This window comes from Ectopseudomonas composti, from assembly GCF_900115475.1.
Classification (GTDB): domain Bacteria; phylum Pseudomonadota; class Gammaproteobacteria; order Pseudomonadales; family Pseudomonadaceae; genus Aquipseudomonas; species Aquipseudomonas composti.
In genome coordinates this window covers 35,655-54,579 of sequence record NZ_FOWP01000014.1, presented here as the reverse complement: position 1 = coordinate 54,579, position 18,925 = coordinate 35,655, and the positions used below count along the sequence as shown (strand labels likewise).

Below are 18,925 nucleotides of genomic sequence, written 5' to 3'. Positions count from 1 at the left end.
TCACTCCTCGACGTGCACGCTCTCCAGGTAGCTACGCACCGCCCACAGCGCTTCCTGGCTGAGGAAGTTGGCCATCTTCGGCATGTACACGCGGCCATCGCGCACCGCACCGTTGATCACACGCTCCTTGAACCACTCGTCACCGGTGGCACCCGGCTCCAGCAGGCGCAGGTCCGGGGCGATACCACCAGACTTGGCTTCCAGGCCATGGCAGGCGGCGCAGTTCTGGTTGTAGGCCGAAGCGCCGATCTCGATGGCGCGCGGGTTGTCGCGATAGGGGTTCTCCTCCAGCCACTCCTCACCCAGCGGTTCCAGGCCATCGGTATTGACCGCCTGTGGCACCACGTCGCCGTGCGCCCAGAGGGCGGTCGACGCGGCGAGCAGCACCAGCGCCAGAGTGGATTGGATCTTCTTGTTCATGGCTAGGACCTCATCTAATGCACGCAAGACAGCCCGTAGAGAGCTCGTGGCGACCATCTTAGAAAGGCCGTGCAACGCGCCGAATGCTGCTTTGGTGGTCGCGTTCTAGTCCCTTGGTAGTAGGGCTTGGGAGGGGGTTGTGCCGATGCCTTGGCAGCAAGGCCAAGTCATGTACCGGTCGGGAAATCCTCCCGGCAAGGGCGGGAGTTTTTCCGTAGGCGCCGGAGGAGCTCGGTTCCACCATCGGCTTGCCCCTGCAGCCCTCTCCAGAAGCGACGGCGATGACCACGCGGATCGTTTTCTCGAGGTGAACTGCGGCGACCTACCACCTCCAATGGGAAGCACAACGATGACAACAAGAAACCTACCCAGCACCCCGCGCCCTCTGGCGCTTGCCCTGATGCTGGCTGGCGGCCTGGCGCTGAGCCAAGGCGCGCTCGCCAAGCCGGTCACCTGGGAAGACATTGCCAACGACCACACCACCACCAGCAACGTGCTGCAGTACGGCATGGGCACCAACGCCCAGCGCTGGAGCCCGCTGGCCAAGGTGAACGCCGAGAACGTGTTCAAGCTGACCCCGGCCTGGAGCTATTCCTTCGGTGACGAGAAACAGCGCGGCCAGGAGTCGCAAGCCATCATCCACGACGGCGTGGTCTACGTGACTGGCTCCTACTCGCGGGTATTCGCCCTCGACGCCAAGACCGGCAAGCGCCTGTGGACCTACAATCATCGCCTGCCCGACGACATCCGCCCGTGCTGTGACGTGGTCAACCGCGGCGCCGCCATCTACGGCGACAAGATCTACTTCGGCACCCTCGACGCCCGCGTTGTGGCGCTGAACAAGGACACCGGCAAGGTGGTGTGGAACAAGAAGTTCGGTGATCACTCCGCCGGCTACACCATGACCGGCGCACCGACCATCGTCAAAGACGGCAAGACCGGCAAAGTCCTGCTGATCCACGGCAGCTCCGGTGACGAATTCGGCGTGGTCGGCCGCCTGTTCGCCCGTGACCCGGATACCGGCGAAGAAGTCTGGATGCGTCCGTTCGTCGAAGGCCACATGGGCCGCCTGAATGGCAAGGACAGCACCCCGACCGGCGACGTCAAGGCGCCGAGCTGGCCGGATGATCCCAACCACCCGACCGGCAAGAAGGAAGCCTGGAGCCAGGGCGGCGGTGCGCCGTGGCAGAGCGCGAGCTTCGATGCCGAGACCAACACCATCATCATCGGCGCCGGTAACCCGGCTCCGTGGAACGGCTGGGCGCGTACCGCCGACGGTGGCAACCCGCACGACTACGACAGCCTGTACACCTCCGGCCAGGTCGGCGTCGACCCCACCACCGGCGAAGTGAAGTGGTTCTACCAGCACACCCCGAACGATGCCTGGGACTTCTCCGGCAACAACGAGCTGGTGTTGTTCGACTACAAGGACAAGGACGGCAAGGTCACCAAGGCCACCGCTCACGCCGACCGCAACGGCTTCTTCTACGTGGTCGACCGCGCCACCGGCAAGCTGAAGAACGCCTTCCCCTTCGTCGACAAGATCACCTGGGCCAGCCACATCGACCTGGAAACCGGTCGCCCGGTCGAGAACGAAGGCCAGCGTCCGCCAAAGCCGAAACCGGGCGAAAGCAAGGGTGCATCGGTTGAAGTCTCCCCGCCCTTCCTCGGTGGCAAGAACTGGAACCCGATGGCCTACAGCCAGGACACCGGCCTGTTCTACGTCCCGGCCAACCACTGGAAAGAGGACTACTGGGCCGAAGAGGCGCACTACAAGAAGGGCTCTGCCTACCTGGGCATGGGTTTCCGCATCAAGCGCCTGTTCGACGACCACGTCGGCATCCTGCGGGCGATGAACCCGACCACCGGCAAGGTCGCCTGGGAACACAAGGAAAAACTGCCGCTGTGGGCCGGCGTGCTCGCCACCAAGGGCAACCTGGTGTTCACCGGTACCGGCGACGGCTACTTCAAGGCCTTCGACGCCAAGAACGGCGAGGAGCTGTGGAAGTTCCAGGTCGGCACCGGGATCATCTCCCCGCCCATCACCTGGGAACAGGACGGTGAGCAGTACATCGGCGTGACTGCCGGTTACGGCGGCGCCGTACCGCTGTGGGGCGGCGACATGGCCGAGCTGACCAAGCCGGTCGCCCAGGGTGGTTCCTTCTGGGTGTTCAAGCTGCCGAGCTGGGACAAGACCACCGCCAAACGCTAAAGGCTCACGCATGGCGCACCCTAGGGTGCGCCATGCGCACCGGTGGACCATCCGCATTCACCTGCGGTGCGCACAGCGCACCCTACCCATTCCCGTAGGCGCGGCTGGGCGGCATTCCGCTTCAGCCGCGAAGCGCATCAGGCAACCAACCCGAGAACTCGCCATGAACTACCTGCCCTTGCTTATCCCAGTCCTGCTGCTGGTACTCGGCAGCCACGCCATCGGCGCCGAAACCGAGAACGACGGCGTGCCACAGATCAACGGCTGCCGCATCGAACCCGACAGCAAATGCCCCAATGCCAACCTGCGCGGTGCTGACCTGCGCAACCTCGACATGCGCCGCATGGATCTCTCCGGCGCCGACCTTTCCGGCGCCGACCTGCGCCACGTCAACCTCGACCTGGCCAACCTGGAAAAGGCCAAGCTGCGCGGCGCCAACCTGACCCGCGCCAGCCTGCAACAAAGCAACCTACGCCTGGCCGACCTGTCCGGTGCCAACCTGGTGGCCATCAGCGGCTGGGCCCTGTTCGCCCAGGCTGCGCAATTCGAAGGCGCCGACATGCGCGCCGCCAACCTGGAGTTCGCCCGCCTCTCCGGGGCCAAGCTGCACAACGTCCGACTGCAGGCAGCCAACCTGGAAATGACCTGGCTGAGCAAGGCCGACCTCAAGGGCGCGCACCTGGAAGATGCCAACCTGCAAGAGGTGAAACTCGCCGGCTCCAACCTGGAAAACGCCAACCTCACCGGCGCCCGCACCCGCTTCGGCAACTTCCAGGACGCCAACATGCTCGGCTGCGTGCAATGCCCCAAAGGCTGGGACTGAGGCCAGAACACCAGCATCCCGCAAGGGTGGACCGGGCGGCGATCCGCTTCAGCCCACCAACAGAGCGCACACCAACACCAATCCATCCTCTAACCCCGTAGGGGCGGCAGCCGCGATGCTCACCAGCGCTTCGCGGCTAAAGCCGCTCCTACGCCCCATCCGATCACCAGCCTGAATGCCTCTGGCCGGGCCATCGCCCATCTGCCCCAACACAAAAATCCAGAAACATGCCCCCGCCGGCAAGTCCCTTCCCAGGCACGTAGGGTGGGCTTCAACCCACCAATAGATAGCGCTCTGGCGGGTTGCACCCGCCCTACGAAAAGCTCGAGTCGCTCCCCGCGCGGACCTAGCCTTCGGCGCTCACGTCGCGGCGCTGGGCCTGGACTTCTTCAGCGAGGTGATGGGTAAGCGCTATGCCGACGGCGTATTCGTCGGCGAGCACGGCGGCTGGAACCGCAAGAACCCGGTGGGCTACAAGGTGATTTTCGTGCCCTTCGGAAACGGCCGCCCTTCAGGCGACCCCAACGACTTCGTAACCGGCTTTCGCGACGAAGACGGCAAGACCCGAGGCCGGCCGGTGGGCGTGACGGTCGATCCGAGCGGCGCACTGATCGTGGCCGATGATCTGGCGAATACGGTTTGGCGGGTGGTGCGCGAAGGTAGCGAGTGAAGCTGAGAGAAGCGACATATGGCTCCCACGCTCCGCGTGGGAGCTAGCCCGCGACGCTCTGCGTCGCCAGCGGATGCATATGCGCCACGGCCTACAAGCGGACGCGGAGCGTCGAGGGCTGCATTCCCACGCAGAGCGTGGGAACGATCAATGACTTGCGGCGAGTCTGAAAGCTGTACCCAGCGTTAGCCAAACTGCGCCTTTTGCCACAGGGATTACGGCTGTATGGGAGGCGGCTCAGCGAGCAGACCAATGCAGCCCGCCCTCCACCCTCAAGCACTCTCCAAGCCCACCCTGACCACCCCACTATCAATCGCCAGATGCACCAACTCCGCCTGCGAGCTGATCTGCAGTTTGTTCTTCACCAGGGTCTGGTAGTTGGACAGGGTCTTGGCACTGATACACAGCTTTTCGGCGATCTGCCTAGGCGGCAGGCCGCGGGCGAGCATGACGAAAATTTCGAACTCGCGCTGGGTCAGTTCGCGCAGGCGTGGGTCGAGGCCATCTGCGCTGGTGGGGTTGCAGGCCAGTTGGGTGGCCAGTGGCTGCTCGATATAGGCATGGCCGGCGGCAGTGCGTTTGACCGCCTCCACCAGCACTTCCGGTGACGAGTTCTTGGTCAGGTAGCCGATAGCGCCGGCGTCCAGCGCCTGGCGTACCAGCGGCAGCTCATCGTGCATGCTGAAGAACAGGATGCGCAGTTGCGGCAGCCGCTGGCGCAGGCGGCGGGTGGTTTCCAGGCCGCTGATGCCGGGCAGGCCGATGTCCATGATCACCAGGTTGGGGATCTCTTCCTGCACCCGTTGCAGGGCCTGTTCGCCATCGCAGGCCTCGCGCAGCTGCACGTCCGGCAGCAGCGCGCGCAGCAGGCTGGCGTAGCCCTGGCGCACCACGGCGTGGTCGTCGACCAGCAGAATCTTCATCGCGTTGCCTCCAGAGGAATATTCAGGCACAGCGCCCAGCCGGATTGCGGGCGGCTGTGCAGGCGCAGTTCGCCACCGAGGCTGCGGCTGCGTTCGCGCATCGAGCGCAGGCCGATGCCGGGGCGCAGCGGCAGTGCGGTGCCCTGGCCGTTGTCGCGCACCAGCAGGCGCAGGCCCTGGCCACGGCGTTGCAGGCGAATACGCACTTCGCTGGCATCGGCATGCCGGGCGACGTTGGTCAGCGCCTCTTGCACCAGGCGATAGAGGTGGGCCTTGCTCGCCAGCGGCAGGCTCGGCAGTTGCTCGCCCAGCTGCAGGCGGCAGCGAATGCCTTGCGCCTGCTGCCAGTCGGCGGCCAGTTGCTGCAGCGCCGGGCCAAGTTCCAGGCGCTCCAGCACCACCGGGTAGAGGTCGCGGATCAGGCTGCGAAAGCCTTGTTGCAGGCGCTCGCAGTTGTCGTCGAGCAGGCGCGCGGTGTCCTGCACCTGCTGCGGCCGGTCGGCGATCACCTTGAGCAGGCAGGCCTGGGCGCGGATGCCGCTGAGGTGTTGGCCCAGGTCGTCATGCAGGGTCTGGCCAAGGCGCGTGCGCTCGCGCTCCTGCAGTTCCAGCAGAGATTGGGTCAGCTCGGCGTTGTCCGCCTGCACCTGCTGCAGGGTGATGGCCATGTCGTTGAAGTGCGCCGCCAGGTGCTTGGCCTCGGCCAGGCCGTGGTCATGCAAGCGCGTATCGAAGTGACCGGCACCGACCTGACGCAGGCCAGCGAACAGTTCGTCCAGCACACGCCGGGCACGCAGCACGGCGAAGCGGATGGTAAGCAAGCTGAGGATCAAGGCGAAGGCGCTGAGCAGCAGCAGTTGCAGCAGCGAATCCTGGATTTCCTCGATCTCATCGAAGGGGTCGAGGGCGATGCGCAACTCGCGGCCGTCTTCCAGCGGCCAGGCGTCGGCCACCAGCGACGACGAGCCCAGCAGGCGCTCGGCGAACCAGTGTTCGATGACGCTTTCGCTCTGCGCCTTGGGCAGTTCGCCCGGGCGCAGCCAGCTCACGCGGATGTGCCGCAGGTTCTCGGTCAGCTCCGGGCGCAGGCTGCCAGGGTTGCTGCGCGCCACTTCGCCGAGGTATTCGACCACCGCTTCAGCGGCTTGTAGCTCGCGCTGCACATCGTGACTGGCCTGACGTAACAGCAGCGCCAGCCCGGCCAGGGTCACCAGCACGAACAGCAGACTGACACCGAGATTGATGCGGCCCAGGGCAGTCATCTACTTGACCACGAAATGACCAAGCATGCCCTTGCCTTCCAGGCCCTTGGCATAGAAGCGGAATTTGCCCGGCTTGACCGGCAGGAAGAAGATCTCTGCCTCACCGGCATCCTCGAACTCCAGTTCGGTGAGGGTCACGGCCTTGACCTCCACACCGCCGGCCTCGACCTTGCGCAGGTAGATGGAAGTGGCGAACTCCGGCGCCTGGAAGGCGTACTCCTTCTGCCCGCTGGCGATGATCTTGAGCTGGTAGGCCTGGCCGGTTTCCAGCTGGTACTCGGTCTGCGACATGAAGTAGTCGCTGTCTTCACTGCCCAGCACCAGATCGGGCAGCGCCACCGGGCGGCGGGTCATGTCGCCAGCGGCGTGCAGCTGGTCGACGCCGAGCAGACTGATGATCAGCAGCACTGGCAATAGCAGAGCCTTGAGAATACGCATGGCGTTCACCTGTTCTTGTTATTGGACGTTGCCTGCCATGCTAGGAAGTAACGGCCTGTGCCGGGTTACTACCTTGGTACTGACGCACTGGTACTTTGGGCATATTTCCCGACGCAGCGCTGCATTGCCCCAGCCTTTGCGACCAGGCGAACTACGACCTTCGTACGTGTCCGGCACTACCTTGGGCATATTTCCCGAGCCCGCAGCGCTTCCTATGCTGGCGACACCCTCTGCAGGAGTCGCCCCATGCACCGGATCAGTTGCCGCCTGTTGTTCTGCCTCGCCGCCGCGTTCGGCGTGGCGAGCGGCGCCAACGCGGACGAGCTGCAGGTACGCATCGGCTACCTGGCGCACTTGCCGCCACGCGGACCGCTGCTGTCCAACGTCATTCCCGAACCGCTGGACGCCGGCCGCCGTGGCGCCGAGCTGGCGATCACCGACAGCAACAGCACCGGGCGTTTTCTCAAGCAGCAGTTCGAATTGCAGAGCGCCGAGAGCGACCAGGCTGACGAGCTGTTCGCCGCCGCCGAGCAGCAACATCAGGCCGGCATCCGCCTGTTCGTGATCAATGCCCCGGCCGATACCTTGCGCCAGCTCAGCCAACGTCTGCCGGACAGCCTGCTGCTGAATGCCGGCAGCGCCGACGACGACCTGCGCCGCGCGCAATGCCTGGGCAACGTGCTGCACACCCTGCCCAGCCGCGCCATGCTGGCCGACGCCCTGGCGCAGTTTCTCGCCGTGCGCAAATGGACGCGTTGGCTGCTGGTGACCGGCAGCACCGCGGACGACATCGCCTACGCCGACGCGCTCAAGCGCGCGGCCAAACGCTTCGGTCACAAGATCGTCGCCGAGAAGCCGTGGAGCTTCGACAACGACCAGCGCCGCAGCGCTCAGGCAGAGATGCCACTGTTCACCCAGGCCAGCGAATACGACGTGGTGCTGGTGGCCGACGAGCGCGGCGACTTCGGCGAGTACCTGCCCTACAACACCTGGTACCCGCGCCCGGTGGCCGGCACTCAGGGCCTGACCCCAACCGCCTGGCACAAGACGGTGGAAACCTTTGGCGCCGCACAATTGCAGAAACGCTTCGAAGCATTGGCCGGACGCTGGATGAACGACCGCGACTTCGCCGCCTGGATGGCCGTGCGCAGCATCGCCGCCGCCGTGACCAAACTGCGCGCCGCCGAGCCGCAAGCCATTCGTGATCTGGCGCTGTCCGTCGAGCTGCCGCTGGACGGTTTCAAGGGCCGCAAGCTGAGCTTCCGCCCGTGGAACGGCGAGCTGCGCCAACCGATCCCGCTGGTGCATCCACGAGCGCTGGTCAGCACCTCGCCGCAGGACGGCTTCCTGCACCCCAACAACGAAATGGACAGCCTTGGCTACGACCAGCCGGAAGTGAACTGTGATCTGGCGGGGACCGCTAACTGATGGTGCGCACGGCGCACCCTACCCACACCGAACCGCAGGGTGCGCCGCGCGCACCACTTGCCGCCCAAGACAACAACAAGAGGATCAACCCCATGCGTCTGACCCGTCTCGCCTGCGCCGTCGCCTTCGGCCTGGTCTACCACTCGGCCTTCGCCGCCACCGCCTACGTGTCCAACGAGAAGGATGACAGCATCAGCGTCATCGACCTCGACAGCCTCGAAGTCACCGCCACCCTCGACGTCGGCATGCGCCCGCGCGGGTTGCTGTTGTCCTCCGACAACAAGCTTTTGTACATCTGCGCCAGCGACTCGGACCGCGTGCAGGTGATGGACCTGGCCACGCACAAGATCATCAAGGAGCTGCCCTCCGGCGCCGACCCCGAGCAATTCGCCCTGCACCCCAACGACCACTGGCTGTACATCTCCAACGAGGACGATGCGCTGGTCACCGTGGTAGACACCCAGAGCGACGAGGTGCTGGCGCAGATCGAAGTGGGCGTGGAGCCCGAAGGCATGGCGGTGAGCCCGGACGGCAAGTGGGCGGTCAACACCAGCGAAACCACCAACATGCTGCACTGGATCGACACCAGCACCAATCAACTGGTGGACAACACCCTGGTCGATCAGCGCCCGCGTCACGTCGAGTTCGACAAGGACGGCAAGCGCCTGTGGGCCTCGGCCGAGATCGGTGGCACGGTGACGGTGCTGGACGTGGACTCGCGTCAGGTACTCAAGGTGCTCAACTTCGCCATCAAGGGCGTGCACCCGGACAAGGTGCAGCCGGTCGGGGTCAAGCTGACCGACGACGGCAAGTACGCCTTCGTCGCCCTCGGCCCGGCCAACCATGTGGCGGTGGTGGATGCCAAGACCTTCGAGATTCTCGACTACCTGCTGGTGGGCCGCCGCGTCTGGCACCTGGCGTTTACCCCGGACCAGAAGCGCCTGCTGACTACCAATGGCGTCAGCGGTGATGTCTCGGTGATCGACGTCGACAGCCTCAAGGTGACCAAGTCGATCAAGGTCGGCCGCTACCCCTGGGGCGTGGTGGTGACGCCATGAACGCCCTGGAGGTGAGCGGTGTCGGTTTCGCCTATGGCGCGCGCCAGGCGCTCAGCGACCTGGCCTTCGAACTGGCGCCGGGGCGTTTCGGCGCCCTGCTCGGCCCCAACGGCGCCGGCAAGTCCACCCTGATCGCCCTGCTCACCCGCCTGTATGACCTGCAGCAGGGCGATATCCGCATCTTCGGCCACAGCCTGCGCGACGAACCGCGCCAGGCGCTGCGCCAGCTCGGCGTGGTGTTCCAGCAAAGCACGCTGGATCTCGATCTGTCGGTGCAGCAGAACCTCGCCTACCACGCTGCGCTGCACGGCATGCCGCGCCGCGAGACGCAGGCACGTATCGACGAGGAGCTGCTGCGTCAGGATCTCGCCGAACGCCGTCACGACAAAGTGCGCACACTCAACGGCGGCCATCGTCGCCGTGTGGAGATTGCCCGCGCCCTGCTCCACCAACCACGCCTGCTGCTGCTCGATGAAGCCAGCGCCGGGCTCGACCCGGCCAGCCGCCTGGCGCTGGGCCGGCACGTGCGTAACCTGTGCCGCGAACAGGGCCTGTGCGTGCTGTGGACGACCCACCTGCTGGACGAGATCGAGTCCAGCGATGACCTGCTGATTCTGCATCGCGGTGCGCGTGTGGCCTGGGGCAAGGCCAACCAGCTCGGCGACGACCTGGCCATCAGCTTCGCCCGCCTGACTGGCGACGAGGCGCTGGGGCGTGGCCATGTGCGTGAGGCGATTCGACCGAACCTGGATACCCAGGCCCGTAGGAGCGGCTTCAGCCGCGAACACCCCGCCGAGGAGCCGCAACCATGATCGCCTACTGGGAATGCCTGCGCGGCATCGTCCTGCGCGAATGGCTGCGCTTCGTCCTGCAACGCTCGCGCTTTCTCAGCGCCCTGGTGCGCCCGCTGCTGTGGCTGCTGGTGTTCGCTGCCGGTTTTCGCGCCGCGCTGGGCATCGCCATCATCGAGCCATACGACACCTACATCACCTACGACACCTATATCGTGCCGGGACTGGCCTGCATGATCCTGCTGTTCAACGGCATGCAGGGCTCGCTGTCGATGGTCTACGACCGCGAGATGGGCAGCATGCGCGTGCTGCTCACCAGCCCGCTGCCACGCGCCTTTCTGCTAGTGGCCAAGCTGCTGGCCACGGCGCTGATCTCGCTGTTGCAGGTCTACGCCTTCCTCGCCATCGCCTGGGTCTATGGCGTGCAGCCGCCGGCCTGGGGCCTGCTCGCCGCGCTGCCGGCGCTGCTGCTGGTGGCGTTGCTGCTCAGCGCCCTGGGCTTGCTGCTATCCAACGGTATTCGCCAGCTGGAGAACTTCGCCGGGGTGATGAATTTCGTCATCTTTCCGATGTTCTTCCTGTCGTCGGCGCTGTATCCGCTGTGGAAGATGCGCGAGTCCAGTGAATGGCTGTACTGGCTGTGCGCGGCCAATCCCTTCACCCACGCCGTGGAGCTGGTGCGCAATGCCCTGTACCTGCGTCTGCACCTCGACGCGCTGCTGATCTGCGCCGGCCTCACCGTGCTGCTGACGCTGCTCGCCGTGGCCAGCTTCAACCCGCAGCATGCCGCGCTACGCAAGGTGGGCTGATCATGATCGTTCCCACGCGCCGCGTGGGAATATATCCCAGGACGCTCCGCGTCCAGCGTCGAACCTGACGGTCAGTCAGAACGGGCGCAGATCTGCTCCCACGCAGAGCGTGGGAGCCATCACCGCTCACAACTACTACTTTGGTACTGATTTTCCTCTCCATCGTAGAATTCCCAAGCCCGCGACCATGGCCTGTAATACCGGCACAACAATAAGTAGAGACCTTGCCATGAAGTACCGCCTGCCCGTGCAAGCTGGCCTGATGCTCGCCTCCCTGCTGCTGGTCTGCGTCGTGCGTGCCGACGACCTGTTCGATGCCGACGGCTATCGCAACAACCAGTACCGCAGTCCCACGCCCACCAGCCTGGAGGGCGTGCAGGTTGTCGATACCCCCGCGCTGCAAAAGCTGCTCGCCGAGCGCCCGGATACCCGCCTGATCGACGTCTACCGTCGACCTTGGGTGCAGGGGCGCTTCGTCGAAGACGCGCCCCACGCCAACCTGCCCGGCAGCCTGTGGCTGGCCAACGCCGGCGACGGCAACCTGGCCCCGCAGTGGCAGCGCTACTTCACCCACTACCTGCACCAGCAGAGCCACGGCGACGTGCGCCAGCCCTTCGTGTTCTACTGCCGCTCCGACTGCTGGTTGAGCTGGAACGCCGCGCGCCGCGCCCATGCGATGGGCTATCGCCAGCTCTACTGGTACCGTGATGGCGTCGATGCCTGGGAACAGGCCGGCCTGCCGCTGGAGCCCGCCCAACCTGCCGAATTGCCTGCTGCTTTCCTCACGCCCACCGCCACACCATAATCACAACAACGAGGTGCAAGGCCATGTACAAGATTCTGATTGCCGACGACCATCCGCTGTTTCGTGAAGCCATCCATAACGTCATTGCCGACGGTTTTCCCGGCAGCGAGATCATGGAAACCGCCGACCTGGACAGCGCCCTGGAGCTGACCCAGAGCCACGACGACCTGGACCTGATCCTGCTCGACCTGAACATGCCCGGCATGCACGGCCTGGGCGGGCTGATGAACCTGCGCAACGAGGCGCCAACCATTCCGGTGGTGATCGTCTCGGCCGAGCAAGACAAGCAGATCGTGCTGCAGGCCATCACCTATGGCGCGGTGGGTTTCATCACCAAGTCGTCGCCACGGGCGCAGATGACCGACGCCATCGCGCAGATTCTCGACGGCAACGTCTACCTGCCGCCGGATATCATCCGCTCGCAGAAGAGCAACAGCTCACGCCAGCACCACGACAACCACAGCATCGCCCCGGAACTGCTGCAGGCGCTGACGCGCAAGCAACTGCTGGTGCTCGAGCGTATGACCAAGGGCGAGTCGAACAAGCAGATCGCCTACAGCCTGGATATCGCCGAAACCACGGTCAAAGCGCACGTCTCGGCCATCCTGCGCAAGCTCGGCGTGCACAACCGGGTGCAGGCGATTCTCTCGGCCGGCGATATCGACTTCGCCTCCTACCTGCGGCGCTAACACTCGATAGGTTGGCCGCCATTGCCGTGCAGGCGGGCAACCAGAAACCAAGAAGCACCTGGGCTCCCGCCTGCGCGGGAGTGACAAGCGAGGTTGTCCTGACGCCAGTCATCAAGCCGTGCTAAAACGGCGGCCTCATCGATTGGAGCCCACCATGCTAATCCGCCCCTTCCGGCTCGCCGACGAAGCCGCCGTCGTCGACCTCTGGCAGCGCTGCGACCTGACCCGCCCGTGGAACGACCCGCACAAGGACATCCAGCGCAAGCTGCAGGTGCAGTCCGAGCTGTTTCTGGTGGGTGAGATCGACGGCAAGCTGGTGGCCTCGGCCATGGCTGGCTACGAAGGGCATCGCGGCTGGGTCAACTACCTGGCGGTGTGCCCAGAGCAACGCCAGCAGGGCCTGGCCCGTCAGTTGATGGCGTACATCGAAGAACAGTTGCTGGCCCTGGGCTGCCCCAAACTCAGCCTGCAGGTGCGCGATACCAACGCGGCGGCATTGGCCTTCTATGAGCGGCTTGGCTACAAGGTCGACACCTCGGTCAGCCTGGGCAAGCGCCTGATCGCGGATGATTGATAACGCAGGCTCACCGAACTACGGGCTAGCTTCGGTGCGCACGGCGCACCCTACGGGGCTATCGCAGCCTTCGATATCTTTGGCGTATCGCTGAATCGTAGGGTGCGCCGTGCGCACCAGGGGTCAAGCCCCCGCCCCACGCTCCATCAGGTGACTCATCGCCGCCTTCAGCTTCATCGGCCGCACCGGTTTATGTAGCAGGCTGTGGCCCAGCTCGCGCATCTGCTGCTTGAGCTCGTTGCTGTAGTTGGCGGTGATCATCAGCGCCGGTAGCGGCGTGCTGCGCCGGGCGTTGATCTGCGCCACGGCGTCGACGCCATTGCGCTCGTCGTCGAGGTGGTAGTCGGCGATCAGCAGGTCGGCCTCGGCGTGGTAGTTGTCCACCTGGCGCGCCAGGTCTTCTTCGCTCAGCGCGGTGACCACCCGGCAGCCCCAGCCTTCGAGCAAGGTGCGCATGCCGGCGCAGATCGCCGCGTCGTTATCTAGCACCCAGACCCGCGCACCGCTGAGGCGTTCGAGCAACTGATTCGGGTTGTCCTGCACGGTACGCACACGCGGCGCGCGACGGGTCAGCGGCACTTCCACGGCGAACATCGAACCCCTGCCCTGCTGCGACGCCACGCGGATGCGGTGGCCAAGCATGCCCGCAATTTTCTCGACGATCGCCAGGCCCAGGCCCAGGCCGCGATCCTGCTTGCGCTGTACGTTATCGCCGCGTTTGAACTCCTGGAATATCTCCACCAGCTTGTCCTGAGCGATGCCGATGCCGGTGTCCCAGACCTCAATGGACAGGCTGTTGCCGCGCCGCCGGCAGCCCAGCAGGACGCGCCCGCTGGCGGTGTAGCGAATGGCATTGCTGAGGAAGTTGCGCAGAATCCGCGCCAGCAATTGCACGTCGCTGCGCACCAGTGCCGAGCTGGGCAGGAAATCCAGGCGCAGGCCTTCGCTGCGGGCGATCTGGTGATACTCGGCGGCCAGGTTCTCCAGCAGCTCGCTGACGGCGAACGGCGCGATATCCGGCTTGATCACCCCGGCATCGAGCTTGGAGATATCCACCAGCGTACCGAGCAAGCTTTCGACGTCTTCCAGCGAGTTGCTGACGTTGCGCACCAGCGGCGCACAACCGGACAGGTCGCGCTTCTCCAGCAAGGCACTGGTGAACAGCCGCGCCGCGTTGAGCGGCTGCAACAGGTCATGGCTGACCGCGGCGAGGAACTTGGTCTTGGACAGGTTGGCCTGCTCGGCCTCGCCCTTGGCTTCGCGCAGGCGCGCCTCCATCTGCGTGCGCTCGTCGATCTCGCGGCGCAGCTGGTCGTTCACCGTGGTCAGCTCGGCGGTGCGTTCGCGCACACGCTGCTCCAGATGCTGGTAAGCCTGATGCAGCGCCTCGGCGGTGCGGCGGCGCTCGGTGATGTCGCGAATCAGCACGAAGATACCGACCACCTCGCCGCTGGCCTGGCGGTTGGGCACGTAGGAACGCAGCATGTAGCGCTCCTGACCGTTGTGGTTGGTTTCGGCGAATTCGAAGGTCACGCTCTCGCCAGACAGCGCCAGCTCGACGTAAGGCTCCAGACGCTGGCAATGCTCCTCGCTGTGAACTTCGCGCAGGCTCTGGCCGAGCATGGCGCCGCGCGGCCAGCAGTACCATTCCTCGTAGACCTTGTTGGTGAATTCATAGACCAGATCGGCCGACAGGTAGGCGATCAGCGCCGGCACGTGGTCGGTGATCAGGCGGATCCAGCGCTCGCTGTCGCTCAGCGCCTGGGCCTGACGATGACGCTCGGTGATGTCGGTGAAGGTGTTGACGAAGCCGCCGGTGGGCAGCGGATGAGTGCGCACTTCGAGCATGCGCCCGTCGAACAGGCGCACCTCCACCTGGCGCAGCGGCTTGCCGCCAGCATCGCGGCTGTCCGGGGTCAGCGGCTCCAACTCGCTTTCCGCCATCACTTCGGCGAACGGCCGATGGGCGTTGATCGGCGCCAGGCCGCAGAGTTCGAGAAAACGGTGGTTCCACAGCTCCAGCGCGCCCTCGGCATTGACCATGGCCATGCCCTGCGACAGGTTGTCGACCGCACGCTGCAGCAGGCGCGACTTCTGCGCCAGGGCCTGCTCGCGGCGCAGCGCCTCGCTCTGCTTCACCTCGGTGATGTCGGTGTAGAGGATCACCAGCCCGCCTTCGCGGGTCGGCCGCTCGCTGACCTGCACCCAGCGCCCGTCCTGCAGGCGAAACAGGCTCGGCTCGCCCTCCTTGCCCAGTTGCGCCTCCACCACCAGGCCGGTGCTGCGGCTCAGGCGACGAATCTCCTCCAGTCGCGTACCAGTGCCGATGCGCGCGCGGCTACGTGCCCACAGGGCCTTGAAACGGCTGTTGAACAGTACGATGCGCTGACGATCATCGAACAGCACGAAGGCGTCGGAGATGCTCTCGATGGCGTCGATCAAATGCTGGTGCGCGGTCTCGGCGCGCAGGCGCGCATCGCTGAGCAGTTGGTTGCTGGACTTCAGCTCGGCCATCGCCTGGTTCAACGCGTCGGTGCGCTCGCGCACCTGCTCGGACAGCACCACCGAATGCTGGAAGGCCGCGTAGGCATCATCGCCACGGGAATGGATCGACTCGACCCGCTCGATCAACGCGGCGTTGATGCGTTTGAGCTTGGCGTTCTCCTGCTCCAGTGCCGCACAACGGGCCTGCAGCTCAGCGCTCGGCACGCCCAACAGGTCGGCCAATGGCGACACCGGTAAAGGTCTGGTTGATGTGCATGCCATTGAACTGCTCTCCGTAGGTGTTGAAGCCGATCACCCGCTGCTCGCGCAGCAGTGTGGCGACCGACTCGACGCCGCCATCGGTCTCGATCTCCAGGCGGCGCAGGAAGCAATCGCAACCGATGGTCAGCAGCAGCGGACCAAGTCGCTGCTCCAGCCCGGCGAACAACTGCTGCAGGTTCGGCAGCAAGGGGCCGGGGTGCATGGCGGTGAGGACGATGCCGTTCTCTACCGCGCAGTAGAAGGTCAGGCTGAGGTCGTCATGCACCTGCTGGATCGAGCGCACGTAGTAGTGATCGCTGATCCGCACCGCCAGCGGATAGGCCGCGAACGCGCGCAGATCCAGCGCTTCGACCGGCACACCGATCATGTCGGCATATTCCTGCGCCGCCGGCGCGGCATTGAGCTCGTACACCCGGCGCGTGGCGCTGTCGGCGCGGGTCACTACCAGCTTCTGCGCACTGGGCTGGATGTGGTGGGTGCTGAACACCTCGAACTCCAGCCAGGTGTTGAACAGCACCACCACCGCTGCGCCGCTGTGAAAGCGCCCGCCATGGTAGACATGGGTGTGGGTCAGGTGATTGTCGTCGCCGGCCGAGCCGCCGAAGTGCGGAATGCTGCCCAGCGCCGCACTGAGTGCACCGAGCACCAGCTCTTCGCGGCTGGACAGGCCATCGAGCAGGGTCAGGGCGAAGCTGTGGCCCTTGATCGAAGCCAGCTCGTTGCTGCGACAATCCTTGACCAGGCCGTCGACCAGTTGCTGCGCGTCGAGCAGATTGAAGCGCTCCATCTCGTCGATCAGCACGCTGGCGATGGAGAAGCAGCGCAGGTCGAAGCCCAGCGCCACCACGCAACCACGGTCATAGCCCTGCGGGGTGATCTCACCGGCGCTGGTACAGCCCACCAGGCTAACCCCGCCGAAATGCGCCTCCAGAGCCTGGCCGAGCCCGTCGAGGTCGTATTCGGCCGAGCAGAAGAACAGCACGAAACCGAGATAGGGATGGATCAGCTGACGCGCCAGTTCCTGGGCGGCCAACTCGACGTCCTTCGTGTTGGATACGGCGCTGAGTACGCCTTCGGACTGTTGCAAGGCCATATCACGCCCCAATGCACCTGCTGGTCATGGGGAAATTCTACGAAGCCGGCGCCAGCCGCCCCATGCTACTTGAGTACTGGGTAGTCGATCCGTAGGGCGTACTCGCGAAGCAGTACGCCAGGCGACAAGGGCAATCGGGGGATGCGTTCCCGGATTTAATCCGGGCTACCTCGTTCGTCTTCACGAACGGGAGACCGCTGGTGCGCATGGCGCACCCTACCTGGGACGCCGCCATCCTTGTGTAGGGTGCGCCGTGCGCACCAGCGCTCTTACAGAGCCGGCCAGAACATCAGGGTCAGTACGAACATCCCGGCGTAGAAGCCGATCTCCAGGGTTTCCGTCCACGGCTGGATGCGCCGGATCGCACCGTGCACATGCACCAGCACCATCGACAGGGCCACGGCGGCCAGGACCTCGAAGGTGGTGTGCAACGCTTCACCGGTTAGCGCGGCGCGCAGCATCAGCGCCTCGACGATCAGGATGAAGGCGCCCAGACAGCGCCCGAAATACACCGCCAGGTCGATGTCCTGCGGAATGCGCCAGCGCATCAGGCTTGCCCAGGTCAGCGGCACGAGGAAGATGGGCAGCGCGAACACCAGCGTGGTGCTGATCGCCAGCACCAACAGGTAGGTTTGAGCCGATTCGCTCCAGAGTCCGATCATCAGGTTTTTCTCTTTCGATCCCTAAAAGAACGGGAGGCCCTTGGGCCTCCCGTCGTCGACAAGCCATGCGGCTTACCAGCTGAGTACCGCCCCCACCGCGAAGGTGTCGGTGTCCTCGTTCAGACCGCTGCCGGCGGCGGCATCGATCTGGTACTGGTTGTACTCGGCGACCAGCTTGAGGTTGTCGTTGATGGTGCGGAAATAGGCGATGCCGCGGGTCTCGTAGTCCGCCGCCACGCCCAGGCCGTTGCCGTCGTCCTCGGTCTTGCCGTAGGACAGCGCCACGCGGTTCTTGCCCCAGGTGTAGGAGCCCTGCAGCAGGTAACCGTCGCTGTCGATGTCGCGCAGGGTCGGCTCGCCCAGGTTGTTGGTGAAGAACGGGTTGATGCCCTTGGCCTGGAAGCCCGAACCGGTCAGCGACAGGCCGCCGAACTTGGCCTGCACGCCATAACCCAGGCCCTTGGAGGTGACCTTGTCGACGGTGTCGTCGGTGTTTTCGGAGGTCTGGTAGGCACCGTTGACCCAGGTGTAGATGGTCGAGCCGCCGACATCGAACTGGTAGCTGACTTCCGATTCGAAGCGCGGGTTTTCCTGGTAGGCCTTGCCGGTCGCACTGTCGTCGTTGGTGTCGACCGGGTCCATGATGCCGACCGCGACGCGCAGGCCTTCGGCCAGGTTGTTGTTGCGGTAGGTGATCTGTGAGGTCGGGAACGGGTACGGGTAGCCGGTGCCGATATTGCCGAACGACACGCCGGTACCGTCCACCAGGCCCAGGGTGTCGGATACGTTGCCGTAACCGGCCAGCAGCTCGTCGAGGAAGATGTTGGAACGCGAGAACAGACCGAAGTCCTTACCCACCAGTACCTCGCCCCATTCCGGGCTGGAGACGGTGCCGTAGAACTGACGCACGTCGATGGCGGTATCGGTGCCGTTGGTTTCGCTGTCGTTGATGGTGACCCAGAAGGACGAGCGACCGGTCAGTTTGAGACCGTCGATCTGCTTGCCGAAGTTGAAGCCGATCCAGTTGGGCAGAAAGCCCATCTTCACCCGCGACTGGCGACGGTCGAACTGCTCGCCGTCGCGATCCACGTCGCTGTTGACGTAGAAGGCGTTGATGTAGCCGTCCGTGGAGAAAGTGGTGTCGTCCTTGTCGTACAGGACGATCTCGGCGGCGGCCTGCTGCGCGGTCGCCAGAGCGACGGCAGTGGCCAGGGTCAGGGGCAGAAGTCGAGTGATGGCGATCTTGTTGTTGTGCATAACGCTCTCCGCTTGAGTGGCGACCGCCAGGGCAGTCGTGTCGGAGGCGATTATCGAAAGCGGCTCAGGCAGGCCATACGCTGCCTTGGCAGCGATTCGCTGCTGCTTTGGCCGGGCACTACCGTCGCGCTTCCGCCGGCTCGCGACCGATCTGCTACCGGTAGTGGGAGAAAGGTCGTAGTACCGGGCCAGCCCTAGGATGTAGACGCGCACGGCAAGGCGCCGCGCAGACGCTGCGCAACGGA

General features: G+C 64.9%; 17 protein-coding genes and 1 pseudogene. 10 read left to right on the top strand and 8 right to left on the bottom strand.

Translation table 11 applies throughout. The features are described 5' to 3' along the window. A complete protein-coding gene (gene pedF, locus BM059_RS21075; protein WP_074941222.1) occupies positions 1-420 on the bottom strand; it encodes a cytochrome c-550 PedF in 420 nt (139 codons plus the stop codon). Positions 421-769: 349 nt separating this feature from the next. Between pedF and exaA the strand changes: the two genes are divergently transcribed. From exaA to BM059_RS21060, 3 genes and pseudogenes are all read left to right on the top strand, one after another. Next, positions 770-2,632 carry a quinoprotein ethanol dehydrogenase gene (gene exaA / locus BM059_RS21070; protein ID WP_074941221.1) on the top strand — a complete coding sequence of 621 codons (1,863 nt, stop codon included), beginning with the start codon at positions 770-772 and terminating at the stop codon, positions 2,630-2,632. A 163-nt stretch (positions 2,633-2,795) separates the two neighbouring features. Then, entirely contained in the window at positions 2,796-3,455 is a 660-nt protein-coding gene (locus BM059_RS21065) for a pentapeptide repeat-containing protein (RefSeq protein WP_074941220.1), read from the top strand. Positions 3,456-3,798: 343 nt separating this feature from the next. Further along, positions 3,799-4,125, top strand: a pseudogene (locus tag BM059_RS21060) (sorbosone dehydrogenase family protein); the annotation flags it as partial. Between the two features lie 272 nt (positions 4,126-4,397). Here the strand turns inward: BM059_RS21060 and BM059_RS21055 are convergent. From BM059_RS21055 to BM059_RS21045, 3 genes are read right to left on the bottom strand one after another with little or no spacing between them, the layout of a single operon-like run. Continuing rightward, positions 4,398-5,048 (bottom strand): response regulator transcription factor, encoded by a 651-nt coding sequence (locus BM059_RS21055; RefSeq protein ID WP_036998410.1) that lies wholly within the window; start codon positions 5,046-5,048, stop codon positions 4,398-4,400. After that, entirely contained in the window at positions 5,045-6,310 is a 1,266-nt protein-coding gene (locus BM059_RS21050) for a HAMP domain-containing sensor histidine kinase (RefSeq protein WP_074941219.1), read from the bottom strand. The genes BM059_RS21055 and BM059_RS21050 overlap by 4 nt, the downstream gene beginning before the upstream one ends. Beyond that, entirely contained in the window at positions 6,311-6,748 is a 438-nt protein-coding gene (locus BM059_RS21045) for a cupredoxin domain-containing protein (protein WP_074941218.1), read from the bottom strand. Positions 6,749-6,994: 246 nt separating this feature from the next. Here BM059_RS21045 and BM059_RS21040 point away from each other — a divergent pair, with 246 nt between their 5' ends. From BM059_RS21040 to BM059_RS21010, 7 genes are all read left to right on the top strand, one after another. Continuing rightward, complete coding sequence (locus BM059_RS21040; protein ID WP_074941217.1) at positions 6,995-8,176, top strand: ABC transporter substrate-binding protein; 1,182 nt, start codon at positions 6,995-6,997, stop codon at positions 8,174-8,176. 92 nt (positions 8,177-8,268) lie between these two features. Continuing rightward, entirely contained in the window at positions 8,269-9,234 is a 966-nt protein-coding gene (locus BM059_RS21035; protein WP_074941262.1) for a YVTN family beta-propeller repeat protein, read from the top strand. Further along, positions 9,231-10,046, top strand: a complete 816-nt coding sequence (locus BM059_RS21030) for an ABC transporter ATP-binding protein (RefSeq protein ID WP_074941216.1) — start codon at positions 9,231-9,233, stop codon at positions 10,044-10,046. The genes BM059_RS21035 and BM059_RS21030 overlap by 4 nt, the downstream gene beginning before the upstream one ends. After that, positions 10,043-10,834, top strand: coding sequence for an ABC transporter permease (locus BM059_RS21025; RefSeq protein WP_036998420.1), 792 nt, complete (start codon positions 10,043-10,045; stop codon positions 10,832-10,834). The genes BM059_RS21030 and BM059_RS21025 overlap by 4 nt, the downstream gene beginning before the upstream one ends. Before the next feature lie 229 nt (positions 10,835-11,063). Beyond that, complete coding sequence (locus BM059_RS21020) at positions 11,064-11,639, top strand: PQQ-dependent catabolism-associated CXXCW motif protein (protein ID WP_036998421.1); 576 nt, start codon at positions 11,064-11,066, stop codon at positions 11,637-11,639. Positions 11,640-11,662: 23 nt separating this feature from the next. Next, on the top strand, positions 11,663-12,328 hold the full coding sequence (locus tag BM059_RS21015) for a response regulator transcription factor (protein WP_036998423.1): 666 nt from the start codon (positions 11,663-11,665) through the stop codon (positions 12,326-12,328). Between the two features lie 154 nt (positions 12,329-12,482). Then, positions 12,483-12,902: a GNAT family acetyltransferase gene (locus BM059_RS21010; RefSeq protein WP_074941215.1), complete on the top strand. Its 420-nt coding sequence runs from the start codon at positions 12,483-12,485 to the stop codon at positions 12,900-12,902. A gap of 123 nt (positions 12,903-13,025) precedes the next feature. On the opposite strand, the gene nahK is transcribed toward BM059_RS21010, so the two are convergent. The 4 genes from nahK to BM059_RS20990 all read right to left on the bottom strand — a co-directional run bounded on the left by nahK (position 13,026) and on the right by BM059_RS20990 (position 18,680). Continuing rightward, positions 13,026-15,668, bottom strand: coding sequence for a hybrid sensor histidine kinase/response regulator NahK/ErcS' (gene nahK / locus BM059_RS21005; RefSeq protein ID WP_167364593.1), 2,643 nt, complete (start codon positions 15,666-15,668; stop codon positions 13,026-13,028). Then, positions 15,598-16,761 (bottom strand): nitric oxide-sensing protein NosP, encoded by a 1,164-nt coding sequence (gene nosP / locus BM059_RS21000; RefSeq protein WP_074941213.1) that lies wholly within the window; start codon positions 16,759-16,761, stop codon positions 15,598-15,600. The genes nahK and nosP overlap by 71 nt, the downstream gene beginning before the upstream one ends. A 269-nt stretch (positions 16,762-17,030) precedes the next feature. Beyond that, positions 17,031-17,423 (bottom strand): hypothetical protein, encoded by a 393-nt coding sequence (locus BM059_RS20995; RefSeq protein ID WP_074941212.1) that lies wholly within the window; start codon positions 17,421-17,423, stop codon positions 17,031-17,033. 72 nt (positions 17,424-17,495) lie between these two features. Then, positions 17,496-18,680 (bottom strand): porin, encoded by a 1,185-nt coding sequence (locus BM059_RS20990; RefSeq protein ID WP_036998432.1) that lies wholly within the window; start codon positions 18,678-18,680, stop codon positions 17,496-17,498. Between the last annotated feature and the right edge of the window lie 245 nt (positions 18,681-18,925).